The sequence below is a fragment of the Crossiella sp. S99.2 genome (genome assembly GCF_023094165.1).
Taxonomy (GTDB): Bacteria; Actinomycetota; Actinomycetes; order Mycobacteriales; family Pseudonocardiaceae; genus Crossiella.
The window spans coordinates 144,952-170,478 of the sequence record NZ_JALMDK010000007.1 but is presented as its reverse complement, the minus strand read 5'-3'; the positions used below and the strand labels follow the sequence as shown (position 1 = coordinate 170,478).

At 70.6% G+C, this 25,527-nt stretch carries 24 protein-coding genes; 15 read left to right on the top strand and 9 right to left on the bottom strand.

All coding sequences use genetic code 11. The features are described 5' to 3' along the window. The first annotated feature begins 105 nt into the window (after positions 1-105). The 4 genes from MZC64_RS49180 (at position 106) to MZC64_RS27345 (ending at position 4,218) form a co-directional block, all read left to right on the top strand. Positions 106-1,275: an endonuclease gene (locus MZC64_RS49180; protein WP_247761887.1), complete on the top strand. Its 1,170-nt coding sequence runs from the start codon at positions 106-108 to the stop codon at positions 1,273-1,275. Positions 1,276-1,335: 60 nt separating this feature from the next. Continuing rightward, positions 1,336-2,319, top strand: a complete 984-nt coding sequence (locus tag MZC64_RS27355; RefSeq protein WP_247761888.1) for a sporulation protein — start codon at positions 1,336-1,338, stop codon at positions 2,317-2,319. Positions 2,320-2,471: 152 nt separating this feature from the next. After that, positions 2,472-2,693 (top strand): GNAT family N-acetyltransferase, encoded by a 222-nt coding sequence (locus MZC64_RS27350; protein ID WP_247761889.1) that lies wholly within the window; start codon positions 2,472-2,474, stop codon positions 2,691-2,693. A 232-nt stretch (positions 2,694-2,925) separates the two neighbouring features. Then, positions 2,926-4,218 (top strand): nucleobase:cation symporter-2 family protein, encoded by a 1,293-nt coding sequence (locus tag MZC64_RS27345; RefSeq protein ID WP_247761891.1) that lies wholly within the window; start codon positions 2,926-2,928, stop codon positions 4,216-4,218. Here MZC64_RS27345 and MZC64_RS27340 read toward each other — a convergent pair. The 3 genes from MZC64_RS27340 to MZC64_RS27330 are packed head-to-tail and all read right to left on the bottom strand — an operon-like array spanning position 4,203 to position 6,792. After that, positions 4,203-4,700: an SRPBCC family protein gene (locus tag MZC64_RS27340; protein ID WP_247761893.1), complete on the bottom strand. Its 498-nt coding sequence runs from the start codon at positions 4,698-4,700 to the stop codon at positions 4,203-4,205. The two genes, MZC64_RS27345 and MZC64_RS27340, sit on opposite strands and share 16 nt — an antisense overlap. After that, on the bottom strand, positions 4,654-5,031 hold the full coding sequence (locus MZC64_RS27335; RefSeq protein WP_247761899.1) for a helix-turn-helix transcriptional regulator: 378 nt from the start codon (positions 5,029-5,031) through the stop codon (positions 4,654-4,656). Before MZC64_RS27335 ends, MZC64_RS27340 begins: the two co-directional genes overlap by 47 nt. A 30-nt stretch (positions 5,032-5,061) precedes the next feature. Next, on the bottom strand, positions 5,062-6,792 hold the full coding sequence (locus tag MZC64_RS27330; protein WP_247761901.1) for an FAD/NAD(P)-binding domain-containing protein: 1,731 nt from the start codon (positions 6,790-6,792) through the stop codon (positions 5,062-5,064). A 322-nt stretch (positions 6,793-7,114) separates the two neighbouring features. Between MZC64_RS27330 and MZC64_RS27325 the strand changes: the two genes are divergently transcribed. The 3 genes from MZC64_RS27325 (at position 7,115) to MZC64_RS27315 (ending at position 9,401) form a co-directional block, all read left to right on the top strand. Continuing rightward, positions 7,115-7,420, top strand: coding sequence for a hypothetical protein (locus MZC64_RS27325; RefSeq protein WP_247761903.1), 306 nt, complete (start codon positions 7,115-7,117; stop codon positions 7,418-7,420). Positions 7,421-7,454: 34 nt separating this feature from the next. Continuing rightward, the gene (locus tag MZC64_RS27320; RefSeq protein WP_247761908.1) at positions 7,455-8,711 is read left to right on the top strand and encodes a nucleotide sugar dehydrogenase; all 1,257 of its coding nucleotides are present in this window, start codon (positions 7,455-7,457) and stop codon (positions 8,709-8,711) included. Between the two features lie 153 nt (positions 8,712-8,864). Beyond that, entirely contained in the window at positions 8,865-9,401 is a 537-nt protein-coding gene (locus MZC64_RS27315) for an EF-hand domain-containing protein (protein ID WP_247761909.1), read from the top strand. 55 nt (positions 9,402-9,456) lie between these two features. Here the strand turns inward: MZC64_RS27315 and MZC64_RS27310 are convergent, their stop codons facing one another. Genes MZC64_RS27310 through MZC64_RS27285 form a run of 6 tightly spaced genes read right to left on the bottom strand, consistent with a single transcriptional unit; the run spans position 9,457 to position 15,011 of the window. Beyond that, a complete protein-coding gene (locus MZC64_RS27310) occupies positions 9,457-9,885 on the bottom strand; it encodes a hypothetical protein (RefSeq protein ID WP_247761910.1) in 429 nt (142 codons plus the stop codon). Further along, positions 9,885-10,802, bottom strand: a complete 918-nt coding sequence (locus tag MZC64_RS27305) for a Gfo/Idh/MocA family protein (protein WP_247761912.1) — start codon at positions 10,800-10,802, stop codon at positions 9,885-9,887. Before MZC64_RS27305 ends, MZC64_RS27310 begins: the two co-directional genes overlap by 1 nt. Continuing rightward, positions 10,802-11,890 (bottom strand): Ldh family oxidoreductase, encoded by a 1,089-nt coding sequence (locus MZC64_RS27300; RefSeq protein ID WP_247761914.1) that lies wholly within the window; start codon positions 11,888-11,890, stop codon positions 10,802-10,804. The genes MZC64_RS27305 and MZC64_RS27300 overlap by 1 nt, the downstream gene beginning before the upstream one ends. Further along, the gene (locus MZC64_RS27295; RefSeq protein ID WP_247761915.1) at positions 11,887-13,158 is read right to left on the bottom strand and encodes a M20/M25/M40 family metallo-hydrolase; all 1,272 of its coding nucleotides are present in this window, start codon (positions 13,156-13,158) and stop codon (positions 11,887-11,889) included. The genes MZC64_RS27300 and MZC64_RS27295 overlap by 4 nt, the downstream gene beginning before the upstream one ends. Next, positions 13,142-13,975 (bottom strand): sugar phosphate isomerase/epimerase, encoded by an 834-nt coding sequence (locus tag MZC64_RS27290; RefSeq protein ID WP_247761917.1) that lies wholly within the window; start codon positions 13,973-13,975, stop codon positions 13,142-13,144. The genes MZC64_RS27295 and MZC64_RS27290 overlap by 17 nt, the downstream gene beginning before the upstream one ends. Continuing rightward, a complete protein-coding gene (locus tag MZC64_RS27285) occupies positions 13,965-15,011 on the bottom strand; it encodes a Gfo/Idh/MocA family oxidoreductase (RefSeq protein ID WP_247761919.1) in 1,047 nt (348 codons plus the stop codon). The genes MZC64_RS27290 and MZC64_RS27285 overlap by 11 nt, the downstream gene beginning before the upstream one ends. 265 nt (positions 15,012-15,276) lie before the next feature. Between MZC64_RS27285 and MZC64_RS27280 the strand changes: the two genes are divergently transcribed. Genes MZC64_RS27280 through MZC64_RS27245 form a run of 8 tightly spaced genes read left to right on the top strand, consistent with a single transcriptional unit; the run spans position 15,277 to position 25,501 of the window. Continuing rightward, entirely contained in the window at positions 15,277-16,473 is a 1,197-nt protein-coding gene (locus MZC64_RS27280; protein ID WP_247761920.1) for a DegT/DnrJ/EryC1/StrS family aminotransferase, read from the top strand. Beyond that, entirely contained in the window at positions 16,473-17,603 is a 1,131-nt protein-coding gene (locus MZC64_RS27275) for a DegT/DnrJ/EryC1/StrS aminotransferase family protein (RefSeq protein WP_282105976.1), read from the top strand. The genes MZC64_RS27280 and MZC64_RS27275 overlap by 1 nt, the downstream gene beginning before the upstream one ends. 10 nt (positions 17,604-17,613) lie before the next feature. Next, positions 17,614-18,552, top strand: coding sequence for a UbiA family prenyltransferase (locus tag MZC64_RS27270; RefSeq protein WP_247761923.1), 939 nt, complete (start codon positions 17,614-17,616; stop codon positions 18,550-18,552). Continuing rightward, positions 18,549-19,853 carry an NAD(P)/FAD-dependent oxidoreductase gene (locus MZC64_RS27265; protein ID WP_247761924.1) on the top strand — a complete coding sequence of 435 codons (1,305 nt, stop codon included), beginning with the start codon at positions 18,549-18,551 and terminating at the stop codon, positions 19,851-19,853. Before MZC64_RS27270 ends, MZC64_RS27265 begins: the two co-directional genes overlap by 4 nt. Continuing rightward, the gene (locus tag MZC64_RS27260) at positions 19,850-21,415 is read left to right on the top strand and encodes a class I adenylate-forming enzyme family protein (protein ID WP_308301075.1); all 1,566 of its coding nucleotides are present in this window, start codon (positions 19,850-19,852) and stop codon (positions 21,413-21,415) included. The genes MZC64_RS27265 and MZC64_RS27260 overlap by 4 nt, the downstream gene beginning before the upstream one ends. Further along, a complete protein-coding gene (locus MZC64_RS27255) occupies positions 21,412-22,194 on the top strand; it encodes a bifunctional 2-polyprenyl-6-hydroxyphenol methylase/3-demethylubiquinol 3-O-methyltransferase UbiG (protein WP_247761926.1) in 783 nt (260 codons plus the stop codon). The genes MZC64_RS27260 and MZC64_RS27255 overlap by 4 nt, the downstream gene beginning before the upstream one ends. After that, entirely contained in the window at positions 22,191-23,870 is a 1,680-nt protein-coding gene (locus tag MZC64_RS27250; protein WP_247761927.1) for a CoA transferase, read from the top strand. Before MZC64_RS27255 ends, MZC64_RS27250 begins: the two co-directional genes overlap by 4 nt. Next, on the top strand, positions 23,867-25,501 hold the full coding sequence (locus MZC64_RS27245; RefSeq protein WP_247761928.1) for a fatty acid--CoA ligase family protein: 1,635 nt from the start codon (positions 23,867-23,869) through the stop codon (positions 25,499-25,501). Before MZC64_RS27250 ends, MZC64_RS27245 begins: the two co-directional genes overlap by 4 nt. Positions 25,502-25,527 lie beyond the last annotated feature (26 nt).

Genomic DNA, 25,527 nt, shown 5'->3' with positions numbered 1-25,527 from the left:
CAACACTTCGTGCGCACCTCACCCGATCGTGTCCCCACCATGTGATTCTCAGCAGGTGGTGGCGCCAACCCTGCGGCGCTACTCCTGGGGAGAGGACACCCGATCGTGCGTCCCTGGCATTCGATCGCCGTACTGATCGCCACCGTCACGGTGGCCACCGGACTCATCGCGCAGGCCCCCGCGGCCACCGGCGCGGCGCCGGCCATCACGGTGGCCCAGGCCATCGGCCAGCAGACCGGGGCCGCGGCCACCGTGCGCGGCTACGTGGTCGGCCAGCCCACCGCGACCAGCACCGTGCTACGGGCGAACTTCCCCAACGACTACGCCCTGGCCCTGGCCGACACCGCGGGCCAGACCAACACCGGCCAGATGTTGTACGTGCAGATCAGCTCCGGCTACCGCGCGGCCTGGGGCCTCAAGACCAACCCGGGCCTGCTGGGCAAGCAGATCGAGGTGACCGGCCCGCTCGGCGCCTACTTCGCGCACCCCGGCCTGACCTCACCGACCGGCTTCGCCTTCGCCGGCACACAGCCGACCACGAGTACCGGTCCGACCAGCACCAGCGCGGGCGGCGGCCCCGGCGAGTACGACAGCACCTACTACAAGGACGCGATCGGCCGCACCGGGCCGGCGCTGAAGTCCGCACTGCACACCATCATCAAGTCCCAGACCAAACTCAGCTACGACCAGGTGTGGAACGCGCTCAAGGCCACCGACCAGGATCCGGCCAAACCGGACAACGTGATCCTGCTGTACTCCGGCCGCTCGCAGAGCAAGAGCAGCAACGGCGGCAAGCCGGATGACTGGAACCGGGAACACGTCTGGGCCAAGTCGCACGGCGATTTCGGCACCGCCACCGGCCCCGGCACCGACCTGCACCACCTGCGCCCCGAGGACGTCTCGGTCAACGCCGACCGCGGCAACAAGGACTTCGACCAGGGCGGCTCCCCCGCCAACCAGGCCCCCGGCAGCTTCACCGACGCCGATTCCTGGGAGCCCCGCAACGAGGTCAAGGGCGATGTGGCCCGGATGATCTTCTACATGGCGGTGCGCTACGAAGGCGGCGACGGTTTCGCCAACCTGGAGATCAACGACAGCGTCAACAACGGCAGCAACCCGTACCAGGGCCGGTTGTCCGTGCTGCGGCAGTGGAACGCCCAGGACCCGCCGGATGCCTTCGAGAAGCGCCGCAACCAGGTGATCTACGAGACCTACCAGCGCAACCGCAACCCGTTCATCGACCACCCGGAGTGGGTCAGCTCGATCTGGGGCTGACCTCCGGCCGGCCAGAATTCTCGGCAGCCGGGCATCGGGCCCGGCTGCTAGTTTCCGCTCGTGTTCAAGAAGATGCTCGGCGCCTTCGGCCTCGGCACCCCCACCGCCACCACGGTGCCGCACACCCGGGAGATCGAACCCGGCCGGCCACTCGCCGGCACGGTGCACCTCCAGGGCGGCAACACCGACACCGAGATCAGTCAGGTGGCCCTGGTGCTGGTCACCGCGGTCACGGTGGACGGCCCGGAACGCCTGATCATCGGCGAGTTCCAGCGCGTGGTGGTGCAGCAGTCGGTCCGGCTGCTCGCGGGCCGGCAACTCACCCTGCCCTTCACCATCCCGGTGCCGTGGGAAACCCCGATCACCGCGGTGGGCCCCGCGTTGCTGCCGGACGTCGCGGTCGAACTGCGCACCGAGCTGATCACCGACGGCGCGCCGGTCCAGGTCGATCCGGTGTCGTTGCTGGTGCAGCCGATGGCCGGGCAGGACCGGGTGCTGGACGCGGTGGGTGAGCTGGGGCTGCAGTTCCGCAACGCCGAGGTGGTGGCGGGGCGGGTGCCGGAGGCGGTGCAGGAACTGGGATTCTTCCAGCGGTGGTTCTTCTATCCGCCGGCGCGGTTCGCGGGGCGGTTGAACGAGGTTGAGCTGGCTTTTGTGGCTGGGGGTGGCGGGTTGGTGGTGTCGCTGATCGCGGATCGGCGGGTGGCGGGGGCGGCGCGGTACTCGCTGGGGCAGGAGGAGGCGGCGGCGCTGGAGTGGGAGTCGGTGCTCGGGGAGTGGCTCGCGGGGGCGGCCGGAGCTGGGGTCGCAGGCGAGCCTGGGATGGGTCCGGCGTTGGGCGAGGGCCAGCCTGGTGCGGCCTCCGCGCCAGGGAATGGGCCGGTTTTCCAGCAGCAGCAAGCGTATCCGGGTCAGCCTGGACAGCCGAATGAGCAGGGATCGCGGGGGGCTGACGTGGGCAAGATCGTGGCGGCGGGGGCCGCGGGCGTGGTCGGCGGGATGATCATCAACGAGATGCTGGACGACGACCAGGACGTGCTCTGACCTGCTTCCCTGTCAGGCCTCGCTGGCTGCCCCTGGTCAGTACCCTGCGCGCGGCGGAGGCGTTCGGGCAACTGCAGCCGCAGTTGTCCGCCGGGGCCAAGCCACTTGATCGGGCAGCCTTGGTCCGGCTGGTCTCAGCTGAGGCCAACACGGTGCCGCGGGCACGCATCGAGGACGTCGTGGTCGACGAGGCCGCCCGCGGTCACACGGTTGGCGCGGCCTTGGCCGAGGAGGCCGTTCGCTTGGTCCGGCTGGCCGGTGCCCGCACGGTGGACCTGACATCCCGGACCTCACGCGACGCGGCCAACCGGCTGTACGAACGTCTGGGCTTCCAGTTGCGCGAGTCGCGGGTCAGTCGACTTCCGCTCGGCTGACGTCCCGGACGACGCACCGCCCGGACTGAGTCCGCGGTACCAGCGCGCTACCTGGTGGGGATACGGGCGAGCTGTTGGGTCCGTGGTTCGGCGGCACCTCGTAGTGGCGGGGCGCGGGGGTCTGTTCGACTGGCGGGCTTGCGCGTTCGGCAGGTTGGGCCGGTGGTCCTGGTGGGGGTGTTCCGGGGTACCCGGGTTGGGGGCGGTGGGGGTGGGGCGATATTGGTAGGGCATGACTAACGTGCATCCGGTCGATGAGCGGCTTGGCGCTGGGCGGCTGGCGGTGCTGGGTTTGCAGCACGTGCTGGTGTTGTATGCCGGGGCGGTGGCGGCGCCGGTGGTGCTGGCGGCGGGGCTGGGGTTGCCTGCGGCGGATGTCGTCTACCTGGTGGCGACTGATCTGTTGTTGTGTGGGTTGGGCACCCTGTTGCAGTCGCTGGGGGTGTGGAAGGTCGGCGTGCGGATGCCGATGGTGCTGGGGGCGGCGTTCACCAGTGTCGCGCCGATGCTGGTGATCGCGCAGGGGCATGACATCCGCACTATGTATGGGGCGTTGCTGGTTTCCGGGGTGTTCATGGTGCTGGCGGCGCCGTTGTTCGCCCGGCTGTTGCGGTTCTTCCCGCCGGTGGTGATGGGGACCGCGATCACGTTGATCGGGATCCAGCTGGTGCCGGTGGCGGCGGGGATGATCGTGGGGGTCAATCCGGCCGCGCCGGGGTTCGGCGGCCCTGGGGCCATTGGGCTGGCGCTGGTTGTGGTGGTTGTTGTGGTTGCGGTGCATCGGTTTTTGCCGAGTGGGGTTCGGCAGGTGTCGATTTTGCTTGGGCTCCTGGTGGGTACCGGGGTCGCCGTGGTGCTGGGGTTGGTTGATCTGGGGGCGGTGTTCCGGGGGCCGGTTGTGGGGTTTCCGGAGCCGTTTCACTTTGGGCTGCCGAGCTTTGAGTGGTCGGCGATCCTGTCGCTGATCATCATTCAGATCGTGATCATGGTGGAGTGTGCCGGGCAGGTGCAGGCGGTGGGGACCGCGGTGGACAAGCCGGTGGGTCCTGCGGATGTGGCCGCCAGTCTGCGCGCCGATGGGCTGATCACCATGCTGGCGAGCGTGTTTCAGTCGTTCATGTACGTCACCTATGCGCAGAACATCGGCATGGTGAGTGTGACCAAGGTGCGCAGTCGGTACGTCACGGCGGTGGCTGGTGGGATCGCGTTGGCGCTGAGCTTCTTTCCGTTCATGGGGCGGGTTGTGTCGGTGGTGCCGCAGCCGGTGCTGGGTGGGGCCGCGTTGGTGATGGTGGCTACCGTGGCCTTGGTTGGGGTGCGGATTCTGTCCACTGTGGACCTTCAGGATGGGCGGAATTTGGTGGTGGTGGCGGTTTCGGTGGGGGTTGGGCTACTGCCTACGGTGCAGCCTGCGTTCTACAGCCAGTTTCCGCCTTCGGCGCAGTTGTTCCTGAGTAGCAGTGTGGCCACCGGGACCGTGGTCGCTTTTGTGTTGAATCTGGTGTTGCCTCAGCGTAAGGACTGAGCGACCAGGTCCAGGGCGTGCAGGGACTCCTGCATGCCGGCTTCCATGCCGGTTTCCAGGATCAGGTCGCGCAGCGCCTGGTCCGGGTGGTCGACCAGCAGGTGCAGGTGGGTGCGGTCGCCCTCGCCGGTGAAGGTGTAGGTGCACAGCACGGGCTGCTCGGGTTCGGGCACACCTGGCTGCTCGTACACCTCGGTGCAGACCACCCGCTGCTCCGGCACGATCTCGCGGTACTCGCCGTGGAAGGCGACCTCGAAGCCGCCGTTGGCGATCATGACGAAGCGCCACTGGCCGCCGGCCCGGAGGTCGATCTCGGCCGAGGTGACCTGGCCGCGTTGACCCGCCCACCAGCGTTTGACCAGTTCAGGCGTGGTCCATGCCTTGTACACCAGGTGCCGGGGCGCGTTGAACTCGCGCGTGATCAGCATCTGGGTGTCACTGGGCAGGGTCAGCACCGCCGAGTGGTTCGCCGTTGTGCTCATGCTCTTCCTCCGTCAGCTCCGCCAGCACCTCGTCCAGCAGCTCGAAACGCTCTTCCCACAGCTGTTCATAACGCCGCACCCAGTCGTGGATGGGCTTGAGCGGCCCGCCGTTCATCCGGTACAGCCGCTGCCGCCCCTCGTCGCGCACCTCGACCAGGCCGACCTCGCGCAGCACACGCAGGTGCTTGGACACCTGTGGCTGCGCCAGACCGAGCGCGCTGACCAGGTCGTTCACCGCTCGCTCGCCGCCGGAGAGCAGGTCGAGGATCTCCCGCCGCCGGGGTTCGGCTATCGCGTTGAACGCGTCTGTGGTCGTTGCCGCTCGCGCCATGGGACCATCGTATACCCATATGGGAATAGGTCAAGCGGGCAGGCAGGCGCGGGCGATGGCGTCCGCGTCGGCCAGGATCACCGAGGCGGCGAAGGGTCGGATGCCGGCCGCGGTCAGCCAGTGCCCGCCCTCGGTGGGCACCCCGAAGGCGAACCGGCGCGGATGCACTCCCCCGGCGGCGTCGAGCAGGTGGCAGGGTCGCCTGGTCACCGCCAGGCCGCCGGTGACCAGGTGCCCGCCCTCGGCCAGCGGCAGCCGGTGCAGTGTGGCCTCACCTCGCTCGAACAGGGTGCGCAACAAGGGATCCCGGGTGCGCCGCAGATCGGGCACGGGCAGCCTGGACTCCACCAGCGCCCGCACCGGGTGCGCCTCGGGCAGCGCGGAGTGGATCACGAACTCCCCCGGTTCGCAGGCCACCCGGATCCGCGGTCCGACCACCTCCACCACCCCGGCCCTGATCAGCGCACCCAGTTCCTCGACCCGTTCCAGCGGCGGCCCGATGGCCAGGAACGTGTTGAGCGGGTCGAACCAGCCGCGTAGCTCGGTCCGCCAGGACTCCGCGGTCAGCCCGCCGTGTTCGACCAGCTCGCGCAGCTCGTTGCGCAGGTCCCGCAGCACATCCAGGGCAGCCTTGCGTGGCCCGGACCGATTGCCCCGCCTGGCCTGCAGCACATCGTCGTCCACATAGGACAGCAGCCAGTCCCGGTAGGTGCGGGCGCTGCCAAGCTGTTCGGGCATGGACGGATCGGCCAGCCGGTGCCAGTCCCAGGGCGGCGGGTCGGCCAGCCCGGACCGCGCCAGGTAGGTGCCGTGATAGACCGCGCGCACCTCGCGATCGAGTTCGGGCCAGATGTCCTCGCGGAAGCGCAGCGGGGTGCCGCCGTCGGCGCGGGCCCGCAGTTTGGCCACTCGCGCCGCGGTCAGGAACACTGGTTCGTGCCGTCCGGCCGCGCCCTTCTGGTTGACCGCGCGGGCGTGGTGCGGCACCCCGCGCCGGCAACCCGCGACCAGCCGCGGTTCGCGCCCGGATCCGTGGTAGCGCAACCGCCCGCCGTGCTCCCGGCGGAACCGGCCACCGCGGCCGACGGTGAGCAGGGAGAGATAGTCGAAGAAGCACAATCCCATGCCACGCAACGCCACCGCCTGTCCCGGCGCGAGCACGTCCAGGTCCACCTCGGCCGGATTTCCCGGCGGCACATAGGTCAGCCCGTACCGGCGGGCGAACTCGCCCAGCGCCAGCTCAGCCGGATCAGGTCGTTGACTGAGGTGCCCCTGGGCCAGCACCACCGCGTCCAGTCCACTCAGGACAGTGCCATCGGCGAGGTGGACCCGTTGCCGCCCATCGGCTTCCGCGGTCAGGTCGACCGCGAGCACCGGCTGCCGCCGGATGGTCACCTCGGCGGGCGCGGTGCTGATGACGTGCCGCAGGAACCAGTCGAGGTACCGGCCGTAACAGGCCCGCGAGGCGTAGGTGCCCGGCGGCAGTCCCGCCCATTCGGCCAGGCTCGGGCCAGTACGCACCGGACCGGCGCAATCGACCGTGTGGTCGGGAAACATGCTGACCTGCTCGGCCACCGTGTTCATCACCAGCAGCGGGGACACCCCGGTGTGCCAGGTCCGCCCGCCCGAACCGAGGTGCGGGTCCACCAGGAACACGGTCAACCGTCTACCGGCCGGTCGGTTGGCGCACAGTCGGGCCAGTACCGCGAGGCCGCGCGGACCGAGGCCGATCAGACAGATCCGGATCTCACGCGCATGCACCGGGGGCCTCCACAAACGAATGCGGGAATGGCGCCGATTCTGTGCGGGGGCGGGTGAACGCGTCAATTGCCGCAGTCACACCGGGGCCGACTCACACCGAAAGCATGAGCGGCTACTCCGGTCGAGTCGCCTCCAGACGTGGTTCCTCTCACGCAAGGCCACCAGAACAACCGATTACCGACACTGACCAGTCGATCAGGTGTCACTGGGATTAACCCGGTCAAAAATACTGACCCACTGGTAACGTCGAAATCAGGCGGAGCGGCTGACCACGCTGGTCAATTGACTCGTGGACAATTTTGCGAAACACAGGAGATTTCCCATGCGCAGGGTTGCACTGACTCTTGCCGCCGTATTCGCGGCCGGCGCCGCACTGACCGGAACCGCGCAGGCCACCCCGGCGGTCGGCGAGGTGATCGTCTACAGCCTGGACACCATGCCGGTGGCGATCTTCGACAACCCCAAGGGCTGCTACTCGATCCCGGTCGGCGCGCACGTGCTGATCAACCGGACGAACAGGCCGGTGGAGATCTACCCGAACCCGGCCTGCTTGCTCCTGCCGATCCTGACTCTCAAGGAGGACACCGGGGCGCACGCGCCACCGGCCGCCGGCTCGTTCCGGGTCTAGTCATCACGCCATCCATGCAGCTAGGAGCCATCTCGTGGGGTTGGACCTTGTCGTCATCGGACTGGGTTACGTCGGGTTGCCGCTGGCTCGGCTGGCCAGCGCGGCCGGGCTGTCCGTGGCCGGATACGACCTCTCCCCGACCGTGGTCAGCGACCTCAACCGGGGCCGGTCGAGCACTCCCGATGTGGCTCCGGCGGAGGTCGCGGCCATGCTCGCGGCCGGCTTCCAGGCCACCACCGACCCGGCCGTGCTGGACGCCGCCGACACCGTGGTGATCTGCGTGCCGACCGGTCTGACCAGCGACGGAGCCCCGGACCTCGGTCACGTCCTGGCGGCCGCGCACACCCTGGCCGGCCGGTTGCAGCCCGGGATGCTGGTGGTGCTGGAGTCCACCAGCTACCCGGGCACCACCGACGAGGTGCTGCGGCCGGTCCTGGAGCGGGGTTCGGGCCTGCGCGCCGGGGAGGACTTCCACCTCGGGTTCTCCCCGGAGCGCATCGATCCGGGAAACCGCAGGTACGGGCCGCGCAACACGCCCAAGGTGATCAGCGGGCACACCCCGCTGTGCGCCAAGCACGTGGCCGCGTTCTACCAGGATCTGGTGGACACGGTGATCGTCGCGAGCGGCACCCGCGAGGCCGAGATGGCCAAGCTGCTGGAGAACACCCACCGGCTGGTGAACATCGCGCTGGTCAACGAGGTCGCGGTGTTCTGCCGGCAGCTCGGCATCGACGTGTGGGACGTGCTGCACTGCGCGGCCACCAAGCCCTACGGCTACTCTGCGTTCACCCCCGGACCGGGTGTGGGCGGCCACTGCATCCCGGTCGACCCGCGCTACCTGCTCAGCAAGGCGGAATCGGCGGGCTTCACCTTCTCCCTGGTCAACGCGGCGTTCCAGGTCACCGAGCGGATGCCGGAGTACATCGCGGACCGGGCCGGGGAGCTGCTGGCCGAGGCGGGCGGACTGGCCGGGGCCGAGGTGCTGTTACTCGGGGTGACCTACAAGCCGGATGTGCCGGATCTACGTGGCTCGCCCGCCTTCGCGGTGGCCGAGGCACTCCGGCGACACGGCGCCGACCTGCGCTTTCACGATCCGTTCGCCGCGGAGTTCGTCGTCGCGGGCGCCCCGGTGCCCAGGGAGCTGGACCTGGCCGCGGGGCTGGGCCGGGCCGAGCTGACGATTCTGCTGCAGAACCACCGCTGTTATCAGCCGAACCGGTTGGCCCGTGCCGCCCGGCTGCTGTTCGACACCCGCGGCACGGTGCCGGGAGGGAGTGTGGCGCATCTCTGATCGATCGTCTGTGACTTTTTGCGCATTCGATCGAAGTTTCATGCGGACTGACGGGCCGGGTGCCCATCCGGTTTCCACTGTTCTACGTTTGACTCATCAGCGAGTCTTCGCCTTCTTGCTGTTCTCTTATCGAGGAGAGGAAGTTCGAGTTCCATGACAACCGCCGTGAAGAACGAGCGCCAGATCCAGCGTTTCAAGAAGTGGGATGTCAACGGGAACGGCCGTATCGAGCGGTCCGACTACGAGGCGGAGGCCAGGCGCATCATCAACGCCTTCGGCGAGAGCGAGTCCACCCCGCGCGGGCGGGCGGTGCTGGACGCGTTCATCGGCATGTTCGAGTACCAGGCCATCGAGGCCGGGGTCGGGCCGGACGGGGCGCTGTCCGAGGACCAGTTCCTCGCCGTGAACGAGAAGCTGATGTTCCGGGACGGCGATGTCGGCTTCAGCCGGCTGCTGCGCCCGACCATCCGCGCCATCGTCGACCTGTGTGACACCGATGGCGACGGCGAGGTGAACCCGACCGAGTTCAAGAAGTGGATGAAGGCGATCGGGGTGCCGGTGGCCGACGCGGACGCCTCCTTCCGCGCGATCGACAGCAACGGCAACGGTGCGCTGTCGGTGGAGGAACTGGTGAACGCGGTGCGTGACTTCCACAACGGCACCCTGGACGTGCCACTGCTGGGCAGCTGATCCACACACCACGAGGCCCCCGGGAGTGTTGACTCCCGGGGGCCTCGGCCTGTGTTCAGCGGCGGACCAGCTGCGGGATCACCGCGGGTTGCTGGACGAACCGCACGGCCTGTTCCGGCCGCAGGTCCAGTTCCTCGCCGCTGACCGGCGTGGTCGCGGCGATGAGGATGTTGTAGTGGTTGGGGAAATGGCAGGCGTCGAAGCCGAGCACGGTGCCGATGTGGTGGTGGCCGATCCACACCTCGTCGCCGCGGTCGATCACGCCGGCGTCGGTGATCTCGGCGAAGCCCAGGAAGCCGACCCGGTCGATCCGGCTGCCGGGCGCGGTGTCCTGGTGGTCGGTGCTGACCAGCTCGTGCACCTCGCCGCGGCGCACGCACCGGCTGGCGTGCTCTTCTAGGTGCATCCCGCGGTCGGTTCGCTTGTGCACCAGCACTTTCACCAGCACGCCGCCGATGGTCCGCTTGGGGCCGTTCTCCCGCATCAACGCTCCTGACCGGTCGGTAGGGCAAGTTCCGCCTGGTAGACCTCGTGCACCAGGGACAGTGCGGCCAGGCCGTCCGCCGGGTCGCCGCCGGTGCGCACCAGGTGCGCGAATTCGCGCAGCACGCCGAGGTACTCGTGCCAGAGCGAGCCTTTGAACTCGCTGTGCCCGGCGAGCATGTCCGCGTGCAGCACCTGTCCGTCGGCCAGGGTGACCCACACGTCCTTGGTCTCCCCCGCAAAGGACCAGTCCAGTTCGACCTCGGCCGGGATGCCGGTGGCCGAGCGCAGGCGCACCAGGGCCTGCCGGTCCACGCCGGTCTCGTCGCGCCGGACGTCCGCGCCGGTCAGCTCGACCGGGCCGAGGAACTGGCGGACCAGGTCGAAGGCGTTGGGCCCGTTGTCGGCCACGCAGCCGCCGCCGCAGCGGGCCGGGTCCAGGTACCAGCGGTCCCGGCCCACGTGGTCCTCGATGCGTTCCAGGTAGCGCACCCGCAGCGCGGTGATCGGCGGCAGCGCGGGCAGTCGTTCCAGCAGGGCGCGCACGGTGGCGTTGTAGCGCCGGTGGAAGGCGGTGAACAGTGGCAACCCGGCCGCGCGGGCCTGTGCGGTGAGGGCGCGGCCGTCGGCGAGGGTGGTGGCCACCGGCTTCTCCACGCACACCGGCAGGCCCAGGGCGAGCGCGTCCCGGCTGACCGGGACATGCGCGTCGTTGGGCACGGTGACCACCACCGCGTCCAGGCCGGGCCGGGTGAGCAGGCCCAGGTGGCTGGTGTGGCAGGGCACCTGACCCCGGTGCGGGGCCAGGGCTTCCGGATCCCGGTCGCACACCCCGGCCAGTTCGATGCCGTCGATCTCCTTGATCGCGGCCAGGTAGAACCGGGAGATCACCCCGAGTCCGATCACGCCGACGCGCATCACAGCCTCCCGATGCCGAGCAGCTCGGCGACCTCGTGGAGTTCGGCGTGCAGGGCCGGTGGTATCGGCAGGCCGTCACGCAGGTGGCTCGCGGCGCGTTCGCCTTCGTGCCAGCCGGGATAGCGCACGCCATCCTCCGATGTGGACGGACAGTCGAGCAGCGCGCCGAAGACCTCGGCGGTCTGGCGCTGGAAGGATTTGCCGTGTCGCAGGGCGGCCGGGGCGATGGCGATGGCGGCGTAGCCGATGTCGTCGTCCTGGCCGCGGTCGCCGGTGTAGGCGTCCCGGCTGGGTCCGGTGCCCGCACCGGAGAGCAGCGCGCCGAGAATCTCCACCACCAGGCCGAGCCCGAATCCCTTGTACGCGCCGGTTTCCGGGTCGCCGCCGAGCCAGCGCAACTGGGCCTCACCGCGGTCGAAGGCGGCCGGATCGGTGACCGGTGCACCGTCCACATCGGACAGCCAGCCGGGCGGGATGGACTCTCCCGCGCGGGCGGCGGCGCGGATGCGGCCGGTGGGCACCACGGTGGTGCTCATGTCCAGCACGAACGGATGGCCGGCGCCGGCGGGGGCGGCCACGCTGAGCGGGTTGGTGCCGAGCATGGCGACCGTGCCGCCGGGCGGGTGCGCGATCCGCTGACCGCCGCAGTTGCCGGCCAGCAGGCCGATCATGCCGTGCCGGGCGGCCAGTGCGGTGTGGTGGCCCGCACAGCCGAAGTGGGTGGCGCCGCGGACCGAGACCAGGCCGATGCCGTGGGTGCGGGCCCGGTCGACCGCGTCCGCCATCGCCTCGGTGGCCTGCCACAGGCCGAGCGCGCGGCGGGCGTCGACCAGGGCGGCGGCGCCGAGGTCGGTGAGCACCACGGGTTCGGCGGCCGGATCGGCCCGGCCGTCCTGGAACAGCGGCAGGTACAGGCGGGTGAGGTTGGCCAGGCCGTGCGAGGTCAGGCCGGTGAGGTCGCCATGGCAGAGCGCGGCGGCCGCGGCGCGGGCCCGGCCCGGGGGCAGACCGAGGGCGCGGAACACCTCGGTGGTCCAGCCCAGCAGGTCCACTGTGGACACCCGGGTGGCGACGCCGGTGGTGGTCATGGGGCTCCGATCTCGGTGGCGAAGGCGAGCAGCAGGCGTCGGATGGTGTCGGCGAAGGCGTCCAGGTCGGCCAGGTCGGCGAACTCCCCGGCGGCGTGCGCGTTGTTGCCGTCCAGGGTGCCGGGACCGAGTACCACGGTGGCGGTGTCCGGGACCCCGGCCAGCCAGATCGCGTCGCAGGTGAACGCGGGTTGTTCGGCGGGCCAGCGCGGGATGTCCAGGCCGGTCAACAGGTTCTCCGTCCACGGGTCGGCGCCGGTGAGCGCGGGCAGGCCGCGTTTGTGCCAGTCCAGGCGGGTGATGTTCTCGGCGTCGGCGGCGGTGCGGGCGAACTGGCGGCTGTGCGCGAACCGGCGGCGGAAGGCGGCCAGGCCCTCCCGCACCGCGGTGGTGACCGCGTGTTCGAGGTGGGTGGCGGAGGCGGGTTCGGCGTAGGAGAGGTTGAGCAGCAGGCGGCCGGAGCCGTAGACCCGGTTGTGCAGCCGGCCGGTGTGCAGTCCGGCCACGCACACCTCGCCGTCGGTGTGCCGGGAGTCCAGGGCCTGGGCCAGGTGCTGGGACAGGAAGCCGAGCAGCACGGTCGCGTTGTGCCCGGCGTAGGGGGTGTCGTCGATGGCGTCCTGCCCGTCGACCCGCACGCAGGCGGTCATCGCGGCGGTGGCCCTGGGCAGGTAGCGGCCGCCGGTGGGTTCGCAGAAGACGTTGAGCCGCCCGACATAGCCGGCCTCCACCAGTGGCCGGGTGCCGATGGTGCCGAGTGCGCCGCCCTCTTCGCCGGAGACCGCCTGCACCAGCACGCCGATGTCCTTGCCCAGTCTGGGTTCTACGGCGCGGGCCGCGCGGATCCCCGCCAGCAGAGCCACAGCCGGGCCCTTGGCGTCGATCGCGCCGCGACCGCGGAAGCGGCGGCCGTCGAAGGCGACCGGTTCGATCCCGGCCACGGTGTCCAGGTGCACGTTGAACATCACCGTGCGGGATCTGGGTTGTTCCGGGCCGAGTCGCAGCACGAGACTGGGTTGGCAGGCAAGGAAATCCGGGTTTTCGGCGGCGGCGCGGACCACGCTGGGCACATCGGGGCGCCGGGCCGCGGCGAGATCGGCCGGGGCGTGCCGCACGGTGTCCAGGCCGAACTCGGCGGCGGCCTCGGCGTAGACCCGCTGGGCGTCCCACAGCCGGGGCGGCGGGCCGGTGTCCTCGATTTCCAGGGGTCCGGCGGTGGGGAGTTCGAGCAGGTCGAGCAGCAGCCAGTGGTCAGCGGGTCGCAGCACGGCCGCTCATCTCGTTGCGTAGCAGGGTTTCCAGTGCGAGCCCGGCTTGATGGAACGACTCGGCCTGATCTCCGGTTGCCTGCAAGCCTTCGTGCGGCACCAGGGACAGATGTGGTTCCAGGGACAGGGATCCGGTGTAGCCGTGGTCGAGCAGCAGCCGCAGGCAGTCGGCCACCCTGGCCTCACCCGCGCCGGGCACGGTGTAGACCGGTCCCGCCAGGGCGTCCTTGACGTGCACGTGCGCGACGTGCTCGACGATCTGGGAGAGCACCTGGTAGGCGTCGTACCCGGCGGAGATGCCGTTGCCGGTGTCGAACAACAGTTTCAGCGCCGGAGAGTCCACTTCGGACAGCAGATCCAGCATGTTCGCCGCGCTGGTGCCTGCCCAGCCCGAGCAGTTCTCGTGCAGCAGGGTGATCCCGGCGGACTCGGCCAGCTTGGCCAGCACCCGGATCCGGTCCACCACCCGCCGCCGCCAACCGGATTCGGGCAGGCCGTCGTTGGGGTAGGACATGATCCGCACGTACCGGCAGTCCAGCCGGTGGCAGTGCTCGATCAACCGGCCCAGTTCGGCCAGGTCCGCGGCCAGTGGGGTGCTGATCGGGCGGGACCAGTTGCCGATCCGCGAGGCCAGGCAGACCACCTCGATCCCGGCCAGGTCGAGCCGGTCCGGGTCCAGGTCGGCCAGCCACACTCCGTCCACGGTGCGCAGCTCGATCTCGCGCCAGCCCAGCCGCCGGATCGCGGCCAGCTGACCGGGCAGGTCCGGCGCGGCCTCATCGCCGATTCCGGTGCGGCGCAACGGTTCAGCCGACATGGATCGGCAGCTCGGCGGTGCGTGCGGGCGGGATCAGCGGTGGTTCCGGCTCAGTGAGTCCGGCGCGGGCCTTGGCCTCGGCGAGCAGCCGCACCACCTCGCACTGCAGCACCAGCGAGGTGGTGGACGGGGCCTGACGCTGGTAGCGGCGGTAGGTGTGCAGCAGGAACGCGGTCAGCGAATCGTCGGGGAAGCTCAGGTTGACCACTCGTTCCGGGGTGCGCACGCTGAGCTGGGCGTGGTGGTCGTCGGCGCTGACCGGGTAGTGCCCGACCGCCTCGCCGCCGTCGAAGCTGAGGGTGATCCGGCGTTCGCGCACCGGCGAGGTCAGCGAGGAGGTGATCTCGGTACGCACCCCGCCGCCGTGTTGCAGGGTGAGCCAGGCTCCGCCCAGGCCGGTCCGCGTGCGGCCCTCGCTGACCAGGTCGGTGGCGCCGGAGTCGACCAGTTCGGCCCGCCCGGCCAGTCGCAGTGCGACCCCGACCGAGTGCGGGAGTTCGACGTCGAAGGCGGTGGGGTGCCCGGCGGAGGCCAGGGATCGGCGGAACCGGGATTTGTGCTGGGCCATGCTGATCCGGCGCAGCGGGCCGAGCTGACCGCCGCGGACCAGGTCCTCCAGCCGCTGGGTCAGCGCGCTGGACTGCCACTGGGCCACCACCACCAGGTCCAGCCAGCGGCGTTGCCGCAGCTCGGACAGGCGGGCCAGGTCGGCGATGCTGGTGGCCAGCGGCTTCTCCACGATGATCTTGCGGAAGCCGTGGTCGGCGAGTTCGGCGAGCAGGGTCGGCCTGCTGGTCGGCGGGGTGCACAGGTGCACCACGGCCCGGATCGGCTCCAGCTGGGCGGCGGCCTCGGCGATGCTGCCCGCGACCACCACGCCGGCGGGGGCGGTCTCCGGCGCGGAGGTGTCGCAGGCGATCACCGGTCCCGGGTCGAACAGTCGTGGGTGTTCGCCGGACTCCCTGGCCCGCAACAGGATCGGCAGGTGCAGTTCGGCGCCGGCCCGGCCCAGTCCCACGACAAAGGTCTGCAACATGTTCTACCCGTTCACCCCGAAAACGGCGGACCCGGAATTCCGGACCCCGGACAGCAGCAAGAAGCCGACCGACCTCGGTTGCCGGACGACAAATTGGCGATGATGACCCCTTTGCACATTCATCCCCCGTGGAAGCGCTGTCAAGGCGGCAATCGACACCGCTACCAGATGAGGTGAATCTTTCTCCGAGTGTGCGATCGGCCCTCGACAAGCCAGGCGTGATTCCTACGCTCAGTCGCGAGCATCGACACCGAGAGTAGCGGAGGTGGGCACCCTGAGCAGCCCTGCGCAAGCGGGTATTTCGCATTCCGCGCCGGTTCCGTTTTTCACCCAATCCGCCTCGTTCGAGCAGCTCTGGCCACTGATCAGCGAACGAGCGGGGCAAGTTGTTTCACACGGCAAGTACTCGCATGGCCGCCAGGTCGCCGAACTGGAACAGGCGCTGTGCGCCTATACCGGCGCCCGGTTCGCCCTCGGCGTGAACAGCGGCACCGACGCGCTGGTGCTGTTGCTGCGGGCGGCCGGGCTGGCGCCGGGCGATGAGGTGCTGGTGCCCGCGTTCACCTTCATCGCCACGGCCTCGGCGGTGGTGCTGGCCGGGGGCAGGCCGGTGTTCACCGACATCGAGCCGACCAGTTACGCGATGGACCCGGCCGCGATGGAGGCCGCGATCACCCCGCGCTGCCGGTTCGTGCTGCCGGTGCACCTGTTCCACCAGCTCGCGGACCTGGACGCACTCGGCGCGGTGGCCCGGCGGGCCGGACTGACCATGATCGAGGACAGCGCGGAGGCGATCGGCATGCGCTGGAACGGCAGGCACGCCGGACTACTGGGCACGGGCGGGGTGCTGTCCTTCTTCCCGACCAAGACCCTGGGCGCGCTGGGCGATGCCGGGGCGGTGCTGACCGACGATCCGCTGATCGCCGAGCGGGTGGCCGCACTGCGGCATCACGGGCGGGGCGGGCGCACATTGGACCATTTCCCTGGCATCGCCAACGAAACCGGGTTGTCCGGGTGCAACAGCAAGATGGACGACCTGCAGGCCGCGGTGCTGCTGGCCAAGCTCACCCGGCTCGACGCGGACATAGCCCGCCGCGGTGAGCTGGCCGCCGCGTATTCGGCGCAGTTGTCCCGTATTTCCGGGATAACCCGGCTACCCACGGTAGTAAAAAGAAATGCGGACACCACCGGGGCGTACTACGTATACCTGATCGAGGTAGACGACCGGGATGAGTTGGCCGGATACCTGGCCGCCCGCGGGATCGAAACCGAGATCTACTACCCCACTCCGCTGCATCTCCAGCCCTGTTTCGCCCACCTGGGGCATCGGCCCGGGGACTTCCCAGTGGCCGAGGCGGCCTGCCGGCGCGCACTGGCCCTGCCGCTGTACCCGGACCTGACCGTGGCGCAGGTGGACCGGGTGTGCGCGGCGATCGGCGAGTTCTACTCCGGGAGCGCGTGATGGTGCCCTTCTTCCCCGACGACCTGTTCGCCGCCGACCGCGAGGTGCTCCTGGACCTGCTCTACGAGCTGGGCACCGGACCGGCGCAGCGGTTCATCCTGGGCGAGCACACCGCCAGATTCGAGCGGGAACTGCGCGAGCAGCTCGGCGCGGCGGACGTGGTGACCTGTTCCAGTGGCACCTCGGCACTGACATTGTTGTTGCACGCCATGGGCGTCGGTCCCGGCGATGAGGTGATCACGCCCGCTTTCGGTTGCGCGCCACTGGCTTCCACCGTGGTCAACCTGGGCGCGCGACCGGTGTTCGCCGATATCGACCCGGTCACCATGACCATGGACCCGGCGCAGGCCGAGCGGCTGATCTCACCGCGTACCAAGGTGGTGCTGCCCGCGCACATGTTCTCCGCGATGGCCGATATGCCCGCCTTCGCCGATCTCGCGGCGCGGCACGGGTTGCGGTTGCTGGAGGATTCCGCGGTCGCCCAGGGCGGGGTGCTGGACGGTCGGCCGGCCGGGCTGTGGGGTGAGGCGGGGGTGTATTCCTTCGTCCAGGTCAAGACCTTCGGCAGCATCGGCGAGGGCGGGGCCGTGGTGACCAAGGATCCCGAACTGGGCCGGGCGGTGCGAATGTTGCGCAACCACGGCCAGGACGGCCGGACCCGGTTCCGGCACCACCGGATCGGCTACAACAGCCGGTTCGACGAGCTGATGGCGTTGTTCCAGCTGCACCGCCTGCCCGGCCTGCCCGAGCGGCTGGAACGGCGGGCGCACATCGCCGCCTACTACAACGCCCGGTTCGAACCCCTTGCCGAGCAAGGGATCCGGCCACCGCCGGGCGGCCGGAACGGGCGCTGCTACTACGTGTACTGCCTGCGCGCGCAACGCCGGGACGAGCTGCAACAGCACCTGGCGCAACAGGGTGTGGGCACGCACGTCTACTACCCCCGGCCGCTACCGCGTCAGCCCGCTTTCTCTTCCTGGGCAACGGGTTCCTGGCCGCAGGCCGAGCTGGCCAGCCGGGAGATCCTGGCGTTGCCGATCTACCCGCACCTCACCGACGCCCAGGTCGAGCAGATCGCCGACGCCGTCTGCTCGTTCGTGCCCGCCCCGGCCCCGGCCGGCACTCGATGAAGGAGAGCGCGTGAGCACCGTCGCCCTGCCCGTCGAAGGCAGGCTGCGCACCTACGCGCGGCTGGCCAAACTGGATATCTTCGACTACTACCTGAGCCTGCCGCTGGTCCTGTCCCTGCTGCCACTGGGCCTGCTCACCGAACCCGGGATCCTGGTGCTGCTGGGGCTTTTCCTGGCCGGGGAGATCATCCTGATGGCCTCGCTGGTGGCCTTCGACGATCTGACCGGGTTCCGCGACGGCAGCGACGCGATCAACTACGGCCCGGACGCGCCCGCCCGCCGGATGCTGCGGAAACCCTTGGTGGCCGGGACATTGACCGAGAACCAGGTGCTCCGCTTCGCCTGGGGCGCGTTCCTGCTCGGCGCGCTGTGCTGGGCGGGCGCGGTGTGGCTGGCGCCCGCGCCGCCGATGTGGGCGCTGGTGCTCACCGGGGTGATGCTGGTGCTGTACCCGCAGTACTCCTACGGGCTCAAACTCAGCTACATCGGCTGCCAGGAGTTCTACCTGGCCTTCATCGGCTGGGTGCTGGTGCTGGCCCCGATCGGCCTGGCCGGGGGCGAGCTGACCGGGTTCACCGTGGTGCAGGCACTGCTGTTCGGGTTGGGGCCGTTGCTGTTCGGGGTGTACTCCAACACCAACGACGTGCGCGGGGACCGCACCGTCGGGCGGATCACGGTGGCCACCAGGACCAGCGCGGCGGGCAACCGGCTGTTCGTGCTCGCGCTGACCCTGGTCGAGATGGCGCTCATCGTCGGCTCCTCGGCGCTGGAAATCGCGCCCTGGTGGTTTGCTTTCGCGTTGGCGCCCACGTTGATCCTGCGCGCGTTGCAGTTCGGGCAGGGCTTCCGGGACGGCGACATCCTGCGCGCCCGCAGGCTCGGCATCCACGTGCACCGGATCACCGTGACACTGCTGATCGTGATCAACCTGGTGGTGCGGCAATCATGAGCACCGACCTGGATGTGGCGGTGGTCGGCGCGGGCATCGCCGGACTGACCCTGGCGCACACATTGCGGCAGGCCGGGCGTTCGGTGCGGGTGTTCGAGGCCGCCGAACACGTGGGCGGGCGGATGACCACCGTGCGCCGGGACGGCTACGCCATCGACACCGGCGCCGAGCAGATCTCTGGTCGCGGCTACGACCAGACCTGGCGGCTGCTGCACGAACTGGGCGTGGATCCCGTTGCGGTGCCCAAGGTTTCCGGTGAGGTCGGGATGTGGCGGGACGGGCGCGCGCACGCCGGGGTGGCGCATCCGCGTGGAGTGCTCACCGGGGCGGGGCTCTCGCCGCGGGCCCGGCTGGACCTGGTGCGGCTGCTGGTCACCGGGGCGAGCCGGGCCAGGACGGCCACGGTGGCCGAGTTCGGCAGGCGCTACCACCCGGACATCGGCGCGTACCTGCTGCAGCCGGTCACCGGCGGGTTCTTCGGCTGGCACCAGGACCGGTCGGCGGCGGCCCCGTTCCTGCACCTGCTGCGGATGGTCGGGCCGTCCACCGGGTGGCGCACCTACCGCGACGGCATGGACACCCTGGCCCGGCTGCTGGCCACCCGGCTGGACGTGACCACCGGCTGCGCGGTACGGGAAGTGTTGGCGGGCAACGGATCTGCCCGCCTGAGCACCGATGCGGGCACGTTCACCGCGCGCACGGTCGCGCTCTGCCTGCCCGCACCACAGGCCAGGACGATCTACGTGAACCCGCCCGCCGCCAATCAGTCCTATGTGGACGCTTGCACGTACACGCCGATGCTCAAGGTGAGCTGCCTGCTGGACCGGCCGCTGGGACCGGAGTGCGCGCGCGAGCTGTACTGCCTGCTGCTGCCCGAGATCGAGGACGGTGTGCTCGGCGGGATCGTGGTCGACCACGCCAAGCACCGCTCGCGCGCACCCCACGGCAAGGGGCTGCTCACCCTGCTCGCCGCACCCAGGGCCATCCCGGATCTCCTTGACGCGCCAGAGGATCTGGTCACCGGCACGCTGACCACGGCGGCGGAGAAATACGTGCCCGGCCTGGCCGCGGCCTTGATCTCCGCGCACAGCCACCGGTTCCGGCACGGCCTGCCCGAGGCCACCCCGGCCGCACTGCGCCTGCAACCCGCCTTCCACCGGCGGCCACCCGGCCCGGTGGAGTACGCGGGCGACTGGATCCTGTTGCGCCCCAACAGCGAGGCCGCCGTGCGGAGCGCACTGCTGGCCGCCCGGCGGATCCAGGCCACCACCACACTCAGCCCGCGGAGGGAACCGGCGTGAGACCACACGACATGGGCGTGCTCTTCGACGAGTGCGCCGAACGCGGCACCGGCACCATCGTGCACCTGGACCGGCCGTTCGACCTGGCCCCCGGCACCAGCCACGACCTGCCAGCACTGGCCGGACTGGTGCGCGCCATGGCGGGCTGGCTGGCCGCCGCCGGACTGCGCCGGGGCGAACGGGTGGCCATCCTCAAGGACAACCACTGGGACTACGACCTCCTTGCCTGCGCGGCGATCCGGCTCGGCGCGGTGCCCGCGCTGCTGTCCGGCCACCTGCCGCCGGAGACGGTCGAGGTGCTGCTCAAACGCCTCGACCCGGCACTGCTGGTCAGCACCGGCCGCCATCTCGCTGTGGGTGATCTGCCCGCGCTGGCCCGGCGCACACTCACCCTGGACCACGGGCCCGAGGGCGTACTCACCCTGGACGAGGTGCGCGGCCACCAAGCTCCTGGCCCGCAACGGCGTGCCGACGACGACCCGCTGGTGATCAACCACACCTCGGGCACCACCGGACTGCCCAAGCTGGTCACCCACTCCACCAAGACGATCATCGGGCGGCTGGCCCGGTTCGAGGCGATCCGCTGGCCGGTGATCGGCACCCGGCGCACCGACACGGTGGCCAGCGCCAGTTCCTTCGCGCACGGCCGCACCTTCTGCTGGACCGCCAGCGTGCTCTGCCTGGCCCCGGCGAAGATCCTCATCCTCAGCGGCGAGCACGACCGGGAACTACTCGAACAGCATCCGCCGAGCACCCTGGAAGCGTTGCCCTCCTGGTACGTGCGGCACCAGCAGCTCACCACGGACCCGGCCAACCCGTTCCGGCGGGTCCGGCTGTTCGTCAGCACCTACGACGCCATGCACCCGCCCACCGTGCGCGCCTACCTGCACGCCTCCCAGCGCAACCGTCCACTGTGGATGCAGGGCTGGGGACAGACCGAGACCGGACCGCTCACCTTCCGCTTCCTCACCCGCAAAGCTCTGGCCCGCAACCATGATCCGGAGCCCACCACCCGGAACCTCGGCCACCCGCTGCCGGGACGAACCCGGTTGCGGGTGGTCGATCCCAGCACCTTCACCCCGCTGCCGCCAGGGCACACCGGGCTGGTGCTGGCCCGCACCAAGGCCCGCTGCCTGGACTACGTGGGCGAGCCGGACCGGTTCGCGGCCAAGGACACCGCGGGCTGGTGGAACACCGGCGACCTGGGCAGGCAGACCCGCTCCGGCGCGATCCTGTTCCTGGACCGCGAGGTCGACCGCACCCCCGAGCTGAGCTGCGTACACACCGAGGACCTCCTGGAAGAGCGGCTGCCCGAGGTCCTGGAGGCCGTGGTGCTCGGCGTGCGCGGGCAACCGCCGATCCCGGTGCTGGTCACCGCGGACGGCACCCTGGACCCGGTCGCCTGGACCCGCGCCCTGCGTGACCTGCCGCCGCTGGCCGACCCGGTCGCGCTCACCTGGGCGGAGGTCCCACGCACCGGCACCGGCAAGGTCCGCCGTCAACAGCTTCTCGACCGACTGGTCGGTAGGGCTGAGCGACACGGCAGCGGGCGGTGGACATGAGCGCCCCGACCTTCTCCGACAACCGCAGCGAACACGCCGCTGACCAGCACCTATTCCTCTCCGAAGCCTACGATCTAATCACCCGTGCCCGGCTCGCCGAGGCCGGGGTTGGCAGCGGCTGGCGGTGTCTGGAGGTCGGCGCGGGCAACGGCGGCATCGCCCGCTGGCTGGCCGGGCGGGTCGGCCCGGACGGCTGGGTGCTGGCCACCGACCTGGAACCCCGGCACCTCACCCCGCAACGCCGGTTGTCCGTGCTGCGGCACGACATCCGGCACGATCCACTGCCGAGCAACGCCTTCGACCTGGTGCACGCCCGCCAGGTGCTGCCACTGCTGCCCGAACGGCTGTCCGTGCTGCACCGGCTGGTCGGCGCGGTGCGGCCCGGCGGGGTGCTGCAACTCGACGATCTCGACCTCGGCTACGGACCCGCCCTGCTCACCCCGGACCAGCGGGCCGCCGAGCTGTACCAGAAGTTCCTGACCGCCAAGGCCGCGGTGATGTCCGCGACCGGCGCCGACAGCACCTGGGGCAGCCGGGTCGCGACCGCGATGCGGGCCGCCGGACTCGTCGAGATCGACCCGGTGCCGTACCTGAGCCAGTGGCGGCCGGACTCACCGGGGCTGCGGCTCCAGCTCAACCACACCTACCGATTGCGAGAACCCTTGCTGGCCGCCGGCCTGACCGAGCACGACCTCACCGAACTGCGTGCCCTGCTCACCGATCCCGGCTTCCGCGCCGTCTCCTGCGTGTTCTACTCGGTGCAGGGACGGCGGCCGTGAGCCCGGTGCGGCTGGACACCGAGGCCGCCGCCGCGCGCATCCTGGCCTGGCGGCAACTCCAGACCCTGGGCGTGGAGGGCCAGGACGCGGAGTGCGTGGTGGCCTGGGCCGGTCCGGTGGCCGCACCGCTGCTGGACGAGACCACCGTGCAGGCCGCCTGCGGGATCGCGCACGTGCACGGCCGCCGCTACGGCAGACCGACCACGCTGGACGTGGACTACGCCACCGTGCTGGCCGGAGTCCTTGCCGCGCAAGGAGTCCTGGCCGTCCTGGTGGCCCGGCAGCGCGGCCTGCGACTGCGCCGGGCAGAGACCTCGGTGGCGCAGGCCGCGCTGCTGTCGGTGTCGCAGTACCTGGCCGCGCGCACCGCGGGCGACGACTGGGCCGAACCCCTGCACCCCGGCGGTCCGCCCTTCGTCGCCAGCGACGGGGTGCGGTTCGAGGTGGAGACCTTCGAAGCCGAGCGCTGGCACCGGTTCTGGACCGTGCTGGCCGCCGAACCGGAAGCGATCCGGGCCGGCTGGCGGCCGTTCCAGCACCGCTACGCCACCGCCACCTGCCCACTGCCCGAACCGCTGTTCCGGGCCGCCAACCGGGTTTCCTTCGGCGCGGCGCACGCCGCCGCCGACCTCACCGGGGTCAGCGTGCTGCGGCTCAACCCGGCCGGGCACAGCCTGGCCGACCTGCCGCCCTGGCGGATCACCTCGCTCGGCCCCGCGTCCCGACCGAACGGTCGGTTGGCACGCGAGAATCCCCTGGACGGCCTGGTGGTGATCGAGGCCGGACGGCGATTGCAGGGCCCGATGGCCGGACACCTGTTGCGGCTGCTCGGCGCCAGGGTGATCCGCCTGGAACCCCGCGGCGGGGACCTGTTGCGGGGCATGCCGCCGATGGCCGGGGACACCTCGGCCCGCTTCCGCGCCATCAACGACGGCAAACACGTGGTCGAGGTCGACCTCAAATCCCGCGCCGGCCGGGCCGAACTCCTCGACATGGTCACCGGCGCGGACGTGTTCCTGCACAACTGGGCGCCCGGCAAGGCCGCGCAACTCCGCCTGGACGCCGAAGACCTGGCCAAGGTGCGTCCCGGGCTGGTCTACGCCTGGGCCTCGGGCTGGGGCGATCACCTCGGCGACCGCCCACCACTGGGCACCGACTTCATGGTGCAGGCCTACAGCGGACTCGCCGCCGAGGTCCGGCCAGCCAGGGAACCCGCCGCGCCCTCCCTGATGACCCTCACCGACATCCTCGGCGGACTGGTCAGCGCCCAGGGCGTGCTCGCCGGTCTGCTGGCCCGCTTCCGCGGTGGCCGCGGCCGCCGGGTCGACTCCTCACTGCTCTCCGCCGCCGCCGTGCTGCGCCGGATGCCGCGCACCCCGCGCCGCGAACCACTGTCCACACTGGACGGTTGGCTGGCGGTCTCGGCGGATCCCAAGCACAACAGCAGGATCGCCAAGGCATTCGACCTGCCCGACCCGCCCGGTTACGCCCACCTCGCGATGCGCTGCGCCCAGCAGTCCACCAGTCACTGGCTGGACCGGCTGACCGCGGTCGGCGTGCCCGCGGTACGGGTGTGCACCGACCTGGCCGAACTGCCCGGCGATCCGCGGTTCGGCGCGGTGCTGCGGCAGGACAACGGCTTCGCCACCCCCACCCTGCCCTGGGAGTTCTCGTGAGCTGGACCTCGAACAACGGCATCGTGTTGCACGATCTGGTGCCGCACGCGCTGCGCAGGCAGTGGGTCCGCGAGGGCCATTGCCCCGACCTGGACGTCTACACCGCCTTCCGCCAGCAGGTGAAGGCCCGGCCCTGCCGGATCGCGGTCAGCGACGAACTCGGCTGCCTGGACTACGTCGACCTGGACCGGGAGGTGCGCCGGATCGCCACCGCGTTGCGCGCGGCCGGACTGGGGCAGCGGGACATCATCGGCATCCAGCTGCCCAACGGCCGCCACGCGGTGGCCGCCGAGCTCGCGGTGGCCGCGCTCGGCGCAGTGTCCCTGCCCTATCCGTACGGTCGCGGCACCCGGGACTCGGTCAGTCTGCTCGGCCGTTCCCTGGCCGCCGCGCTGATCACCGTGGCCCGCCCCGAACTGCCCACGCTGTGCCCGGTCTTCGTCTTCGGCCCGGCCCCCGAGGGCTGCATGTCCCTGGACGAGGCCCCGGTCCCGCCGGAGCCGTGGACACCCGCGGTGATCGACCCGGACGGCCCGGCGCGCATCCTGGTCACCTCCGGCTCCGAAGCACAACCCAAGATGATCGCCTACTCGCACAACGCCTTCCTCGGCGGCCGGGCCCGCTACGTGCGTTCGCTGCACACCGGCGAGGGCCCGATGCGCAATCTCGTGCTGGTGCCGCTGTCCTCCTCCTACGGCTCCCTCGGCGTCCCGGTCACCCTGGCCGCGCTCGGCGGAACCCTGATCACCCAACCGAAATTCGACCCGGCCGACGCCCTCCGGCTGATCACCGAACAACGCCCGACGCACCTGTTCGGCGTGCCCACCATGCTGCGCCGCATAGTCGGCCAGCCCCGTCAGTCCCCAGAGGACACTTCATCGCTGCGGGCGGTGGTGTCCAGCTCGGCCGCGTTCCCGCCCAGTCTGCTGACGGACTGCCGGAAACGGCTGGCGGACAACGTGATCACCGTGTACGGCTCGGCCGACGGCGTCAACTGCCACACTGCCCGCACCGGCATCTCCCCCACCACCGGCACCGGCCTGCCCGACCCGGCGGTCGCCCAGCTGCAGATCCTCTCCCCCACCGGCAGGCCACTGCCCCGCGGCGAGGAGGGCGAGATCATCGCGCTGGGTCCGATGACCCCGCTGTGCTACGTCGCCGACCCCGGTCTGGACGCCACCTACCGACTGGACGGTTGGGTGCGCACCGGCGACCTGGGTCAGCTGGACCGCGACGGCTGCCTGCACGTCTCCGGCAGGCTCAAGCAGATCGTCAACCGCGGCGGCCTCAACATCAGCCCCGCCGAGGTCGAGGCGCACCTGTCCACCCATCCGGACATCGCGGACGTCGCCTGCGTGCCGGTGCCCGACCCGGAACTGGGCGAGCGACTGGCCGCCTGCCTGGTCCAGCACCCCAGCACCGAACCGCTGACGCTGGCGGCGCTGACGGGTTACCTGGAACGGGAACGGGGCCTGGAACGCCGGAAGTTGCCGGAGGTGCTGGTGCCGCTGGCGGAGTTGCCGTTGGGGCCGACCGGGAAGGTGTGCCGGCACACGCTGAGCGCGCTGGCCGCCGACCGTCCCGCGCCACCACCGCCCCGGCAACCGCAGGGTGAACCAGCGCGCAGGTGAGGTCGGCGGGCCGGCCCCCGCCAAAT